The sequence below is a fragment of the Pseudarthrobacter sp. C4D7 genome, assembly GCF_013359725.1.
Lineage (GTDB): Bacteria > Actinomycetota > Actinomycetes > Actinomycetales > Micrococcaceae > Arthrobacter.
Genome location: NZ_JABFMW010000003.1, coordinates 228,362 through 234,361 on the forward strand (window position 1 = coordinate 228,362; position 6,000 = coordinate 234,361).

Sequence of the window (6,000 nt, forward strand, 5' to 3'; positions counted from 1 at the left end):
CTACCGTCCCCTGCTCAGGACGGAAAGTACCTGTTGGACCATCGCCTCCGGCCGATACACCACGTCCGGGTAGTAGTACCGAAGAACTGTGTGTCCCTGGAGGGCCGATTCGTTGTTCCTGCGGTGGTCCTTCTGGACCTGCTTCCACTCGGCATGATGCCGTCCATCCAGTTCAACCACCAGCCAGCCGTCCAGCAGCAGATCCACATACCCCACCCGTTCCAGGTACACCTGCGCCTGCACGGAGATCCCGGCTTACCTGAAATAGGTCCTCGCCAGTGTCTCCAGGAGCGAGTCTGCCCCGCTGTCTACCCAGTTGAGGACAGCCCGGGCCTTCCCGTTCCGCCTTCCAGGCAACCGCTGGCGCAGGAAGCCGGCGGTCATGTCCCCGCGCGAAACCGCAGATTCCACCATGACCAAGGATTCCGCGAAGGACAGGCACCGCAGGGCGTGGATCAGGACATCGGCGAGGGCTGCGACCGGCTGGAAGCGTGCGGGCGGAAGCAGGAGCCCGGCGTGGTGGACCGAGCCGCCAAGCACTGCCTCCTGCCGGCGGTGATAAACGTGGCGGCGTCCGTCGGAGGGCAGGGACCACAGGCCGTGCGCAGTGGCCGCGCTGGAACAGGTCAGCAACTCTCGGTTCCGCAGCACGGCAACCAGATCCGGAGACGCCGTCGGAAGCGCGTAAAGCCCGCGGTCCGGCTGCAGTACGCCTGCCCGTACTGCACGCCTGAGGGCGGCGTCGTCCACACCCAACCGGGCCAGCGCGGGCCTTCGCGCAGCTCCGCCGCAAGATTCCAGGGCTTTGAGGACATCCATGCGGCAATGGTTGCCGCTCCGGCGCCCCTGCTGACAGCATGTGCCTGCGGCATGTGGATATCGAGGGCGCCGAGGTCGTCACTCAGGGCACGCTTCTAGGTCTCCCAGAGCAAGGCATCCCCGATTTTCCGGGGCATCCCGCAGGCCTTAAACGTAAAAGGCTGCTCCCGTGACGCGAAGCCACGGGAAGCAGCCCCTTCGGCAAGGCCGGAGGCGGGTCAGTCCATCCCGCGGAGGTCCAGGACCAGCTCGGTGTCGCCGTCGGCCTGCAGGACCACCGGGATGCCCCAGTCCTGCTGGTAGAGGTGGCAGGCGGCGTGGTCCGGGATCTCGCCGTCCTCGGTCTCGGGGCCGTCGCACGCGGCGGCACGGGCGGTAATGTGCAGCACGCCCTCGGGAACGTCCGGGGACAGTTCCAAGGTGCGGAGCAGTCCCACCGAAGTGCCGCCGCCGGCCACCAGCAGCTCCGGCGGCGTGGAGGAGATCTTCAGCTGCGTGGGATCGCCCCAGCGGTCATCGAGCTTCTGCCCGGTGGGAGCGGTGAAGCGTACGGTCAGGTCCAGGGCGCCGGGAGCCACGGGGCTCTTGGGCCGCTGGGTCTGGGAGGCGCCCTCATCCACCTGCTGCGCTTCCTTGGGAATCGGAACGTACACCAGCTGATGCTTGTTGGCCTCCACCACCACCAGGAGCGGCTCCGTCCCGGCGGACTGCGTGTGGTCCACAATCACGTCGGACGGCTCGGCCAGCCCGCGGGCCAGCGTGGACACCGTCCCGTTGGCGGGGTCGTAGCGGCGCACGGCTCCGTTGTAGGTGTCTGCGATCGCCACGGAGCCGTCGGGCAGGACGGTCACACCGAGCGGGTGCTGCAGCCGGGCCTCGGCGGCGGGGCCGTCGCGGAAGCCGAAGTCGAACAGGCCCTTGCCCACGGCGGACTCCACGGTGATGGAGGCGTCGTCGGCGATGACCAGCTTGCGGAGTGCCGAAGTCTCGGAATCCGCCACCCAGATGTTGCCATCGGCGTCTTCGGCCAGGCCGGAGGACTGGGCGAACCAGGACTCGTGGGCCGGACCATCCAGGAGCCCTTCCAGGCCGTTGCCGGCAATGATGGACACGGAGCCGGTGACGGGGTCGAAGCTGAAGATCTGGTGGGTGCCGGCCATGGCCACCACCACCGCGTTGAGCTTGCGGGACCACACCACATCCCACGGCGAGCTCAGCGCAACATCCAGCGGGTCGGAGCCCAGCGATCCGCTGAAGCCGGCGCCGTCCTCGTCCACACGGGCCGGGCCGGTTTCCAGCAGGCGCTGGATGCCGTTGCCGGCCAGGGTGGAGGCCTTGCCGTCCGTGAGTGAGAGCCCGCGCAGGCGGTGGTTGACCGAGTCGGCAATCACGACGTCGTAGCCCGCCTTGGCTGCCACGTCTTCCGGGAGCAGGACCAGGCCCTGGGGTTCGTTGAACTGTGCACTGGCGGTCTCCCCCGCGGCGGGCCCATCGGCGTAGCCTTTGGTGCCCGAGCCGAAGGTGCCCAGGACGGTCTCGAAGTCGGTGCCGAGTTCCACCAGGCGGTGGTGGCCGGTGTCGGTGACCAGCCAGGATCCCTTTTCGGCGGCAACGGATGCCGCGGCACCTTCCGGTGCGCCGTCGTCGGCCGTTCCAGCCGTGGATCCGCGCCCCGGCGGGAGGAAGAGGGCCTTGCCGGGGAAGCGCAGGGTGCCGGACGTCGCTTCGGGCGCCACGTAGGGGCCGGAGCCGCGGTGCAGGGTGCCCTTGGCCTCGTGCTCGGCGATCAGTTCGGGGATCAGCACCGCGAGGCCGTCCGCGTGGCCCTCACCGGAAAGCTGCGCCACGATGTAGCCCTCGGGGTCGATGACCACCAGGGTGGGCCAGGCGCGGGCGGTGTAGGCCTTCCAGGTATCCAGCTCGGGATCGTCCAGGACCGGGTGGTGGATCTCGTAGCGCTCCACGGCGGCGGCAAGGGCCACCGGATCCGCCTCGTGCTCGAACTTGGGCGAGTGGACGCCCACGGTCACCAGCACGTCCGAGTACTGCTGCTCCAGCGGCCGCAGCTCGTCGAGGACATGCAGGCAGTTGATGCAGCAGAACGTCCAGAAGTCGAGCAGCACGATCTTGCCGCGCAGGGCTTCGAGGTCCAGGGACTTGCCACCGGTGTTCAGCCAGTTGCGGCCCACCAGTTCGGAGGCCCGGACCCGGGCATGGGTGCGTACGGTTTCGCTCATCAGCGTCCTTCCAGCTTGTTGCGTTCAGCCAGCTTGGCGTCGCGTTCGGCCAATTTGGCAAACATATCGTTGTAAGCGGTCAGATCGGCGTCGTTATTCCTGTCCGCCGCCCGGTCCACGCGTGTGGCCTCCCGCTGGCTTGACCTGGACCACATGACGGCCACGCCGATCGCCACCAGCAGCGTGGGAACCTCGCCAATGCCCCAGGCCACCGCACCGCCGGCCTGCTGGTCCGCGAGGGCCGACGGCCCCCAGGCCCGGCCCAGGTTACCGAAGTAGTCCGCCGCCATCAGGCCGGTGCCGCCCATGATGGACACACCGAAGAAGGCATGGAAGCCCATGGTGGCCAGGAGCAGCAGCAGCCGCATGGGGTACGGGGCGCGGCGCGGCAGCGGGTCTGTGCCGATCATGCTCAGCACGAAGATGTACCCGGTGAGCAGGAAGTGCAGGTTCATCAGTTCATGGCCCACATGCTCGCGCATGGCGTACCCGAAGAGGTCCGAGTAGTAGAACAGGATGATGGAACCGGCAAAGTTGGCTGCCGCGAACAGCGGGTGGGTGACCAGCTGCGAGAACTTGGAGTGCACGAAGACCAGGAGCCACTCGCGCGCGCCGCGGGATCCGTCGCCGCGGGCGGGCAGGGCACGCAGGGCCAGGGTCACCGGCGCTCCCAGCACCAGGAAGATCGGCGCCACCATGGTCAGCGCCATGTGGTCCACCATGTGCGCGGAGAACAGGATGCGGCCATAGACCGACGGCGGCCCGGACGTGATGTACGTCAGCACCACCAGGCCGATCACCCAGTTGACGGACCGGAACCACTGCCAGGAGTCTCCGCGACGGCGGATCTTGGCAACGCCCAGGAAGTAGGCCACCAGGCCGAAGAGGGCCACGCCCACCCAGATCCAGTCCAGGCGCCACTCAGTGAGCCAGCGTTCCGGGGTGAGTTCCGGCGGCAGCTCGTAACCGCTGAGGATGAAGGCTGGCGAGGCGTTGGGCGCAAGTTCGGTTGGCTGCGGCGGCGCTGAGCGTCCCAGGGCCACGGCGATGCCCGAGGTGGCGCCCATGATCAGCAGCTCCGCCAGGACCAACTGCCACAGCACCCGCCGGGAGGACATGGTGGCTCCCTTGCGGCCCAGCTGCGGGATGACCCACTGGCGGTGCATGAAGCCAATGCCGCCCAGCACCACTGCCGCCGCCGTCTTGGCCAGGATCAGCTGCCCGTAGGCCGAGCCGAAGAGATCTGCCCAGCTGGTGACGCGGATACTGGCGTTGATGATCCCGGAGGCGAAGACCAGGACAAAGGCGAAGCCGGCCAGGGTGGAGAACCGTTTGAGCGTGGGCTCGGTGATGTCTGCAGCTCCCCCGGCCTTGCTGCCTGTGAGGATGCCGGAGAGCAGGGCCAGGATGATGATGCCGCCCACCCAGGTGCTGACACCCACCAGGTGCAGGCCGAGTGAGTTGATGGCACCTTCGTGGTCCGATGAACTGGAGGAGTGGCCGATCAAGGCCGTCGGGACCAGGCCGATGAGGGCAAGGATGAGGGTGAGGGCCAGGCCACCAAGGGACCTGACGCCGAACAGCGCCGTGGTCACCACTGCGGCAATGATGGTGACGGCGAGCCACGCCTGGCCGGTTTCGATGTCCGTCATGAAGTAGACCAGGGCCTGCGTGAAGGCGGGGTCACCGGACAGCCCCTGGCCGGCAACGTCGGCGTAGGTGAGCACCAGGACGGCGATGGCGGACAAGGTCCACACAGCGCCGGCAACGGCCGCTACAGCCAGCGCGCGGGTAAACGCGGGATGCTCGGGGGAGCCGGCGGCTGCCTCCCGGCCGCGGACGTTGTGGTTTTGCGCTTTGAGGTTCCTGGGGAGGATGCCGACGGCGAAGATCAGTCCGCCCACTACGGTGGCCAGGGATACGTTGTGGATGGCCTTGCTGACAGGCAGTCCCCACCGGACCAGGGCTCCCGGATCGGCAACACTGCGGGCCGCTGCCGCACCTGAAAAGATCAGTGCTGCTGCGAGGCCCAGGAAGAGTGCTGCCAGGCCTGCCAGCTGCCACGGGACCGGAATCCCACGGCTTCCGGCGTCCCGGACCGCAGCTCCCTTGCCAGGACTGGTTTGGGGCGGGGTGGAACGTGGTTTTGCGGCAGAAGACACCATTCCATTGTCCGCTACGCCCGCCCGGGCGGCGAATCCGGGTTAAACGCCAAGGAGCGGCAACCCATCGGGTTGCCGCTCCTTTCCTGCCGGCGGGATGCCGGCCGGAAATAAGCTCTACTTCTTGGAGACAGCGGCCTTCAGCTTCGAGCCGGCGGTCAGCTTAACGCTGTGGCCTGCTGCAATCTGGATGGTTTCGCCGGTCTGCGGGTTGCGGCCGGTGCGGGCTGCACGGTCGGTGCGCTCGACGGCGAGCCAGCCCGGGATGGTGATCTTCTCGCCGGCGGCGACAGAAGTCTCGAAAACCTCGAACAGTGCGTCGAGGACGGAGTTGACGGCAGCCTGGCTGGTGCCGGCCTTGCCAGCTACCTCTGCAACAAGTTCACTACGGTTCTTAGCCATTGATGTCCTCCTGGACGGTTCTGATTCTTGAGCCTGCACACGGCATGCGCGCAGGCCACTGTTCGAAAACTTACCAGCTTGGGCGGTTCAGGGCCGCAAATTCCGCGTGTTTCCGCCATTTTTTGAGGTTAATCACCGATCCATCGGGGGTTTTTACCCTCCTCAGCCCGTCACGGGACGCCCGAAGCAGCCCCATGTATGCCGGAGTGCCGGGAGCATGTACGACGGCGGCCGGCACCTTCGCGTCCCGGCTTGCCGGCGCTGCCTGGACTGCCTTGGTTGTTAAATGCGGGAGGCCCCAACCGTGTGGTTGGGGCCTCGACCGTTAATGATGTTCCGGCGGTGACCTACTCTCCCACACCCTCCCGGGTGCAGTACCA

At 67.3% G+C, this 6,000-nt stretch carries 5 protein-coding genes; all 5 read right to left on the bottom strand.

The features are described 5' to 3' along the window. The 5 genes from HNO81_RS20090 to HNO81_RS04585 all read right to left on the bottom strand — a co-directional run bounded on the left by HNO81_RS20090 (position 1) and on the right by HNO81_RS04585 (position 5,620). A complete protein-coding gene (locus HNO81_RS20090) occupies positions 1 to 243 on the bottom strand; it encodes an endonuclease domain-containing protein (RefSeq protein WP_371818158.1) in 243 nt (80 codons plus the stop codon). Between the two features lie 12 nt (positions 244 to 255). Further along, entirely contained in the window at positions 256 to 819 is a 564-nt protein-coding gene (locus HNO81_RS04570) for a type IV toxin-antitoxin system AbiEi family antitoxin domain-containing protein (protein WP_254703300.1), read from the bottom strand. Between the two features lie 218 nt (positions 820 to 1,037). After that, positions 1,038 to 3,056, bottom strand: coding sequence for an NHL domain-containing thioredoxin family protein (locus tag HNO81_RS04575; protein ID WP_175316944.1), 2,019 nt, complete (start codon positions 3,054 to 3,056; stop codon positions 1,038 to 1,040). After that, positions 3,056 to 5,221, bottom strand: a complete 2,166-nt coding sequence (locus HNO81_RS04580; protein ID WP_175316945.1) for a cytochrome c oxidase assembly protein — start codon at positions 5,219 to 5,221, stop codon at positions 3,056 to 3,058. The genes HNO81_RS04575 and HNO81_RS04580 overlap by 1 nt, the downstream gene beginning before the upstream one ends. A gap of 114 nt (positions 5,222 to 5,335) precedes the next feature. Next, positions 5,336 to 5,620, bottom strand: coding sequence for an HU family DNA-binding protein (locus HNO81_RS04585; protein ID WP_011693739.1), 285 nt, complete (start codon positions 5,618 to 5,620; stop codon positions 5,336 to 5,338). Positions 5,621 to 6,000: the final 380 nt, after the last annotated feature.

Coding starts and splice junctions, on each gene's coding strand:
- HNO81_RS04580 (WP_175316945.1), bottom strand. CDS start 5,221: ATGGTGTCTTCTGCCGCAAAACCACGTTCCACCCCGCCCCAAACCAGT.
- HNO81_RS04575 (WP_175316944.1), bottom strand. CDS start 3,056: ATGAGCGAAACCGTACGCACCCATGCCCGGGTCCGGGCCTCCGAACTG.
- HNO81_RS04585 (WP_011693739.1), bottom strand. CDS start 5,620: ATGGCTAAGAACCGTAGTGAACTTGTTGCAGAGGTAGCTGGCAAGGCC.
- HNO81_RS04570 (WP_254703300.1), bottom strand. CDS start 819: ATGGATGTCCTCAAAGCCCTGGAATCTTGCGGCGGAGCTGCGCGAAGG.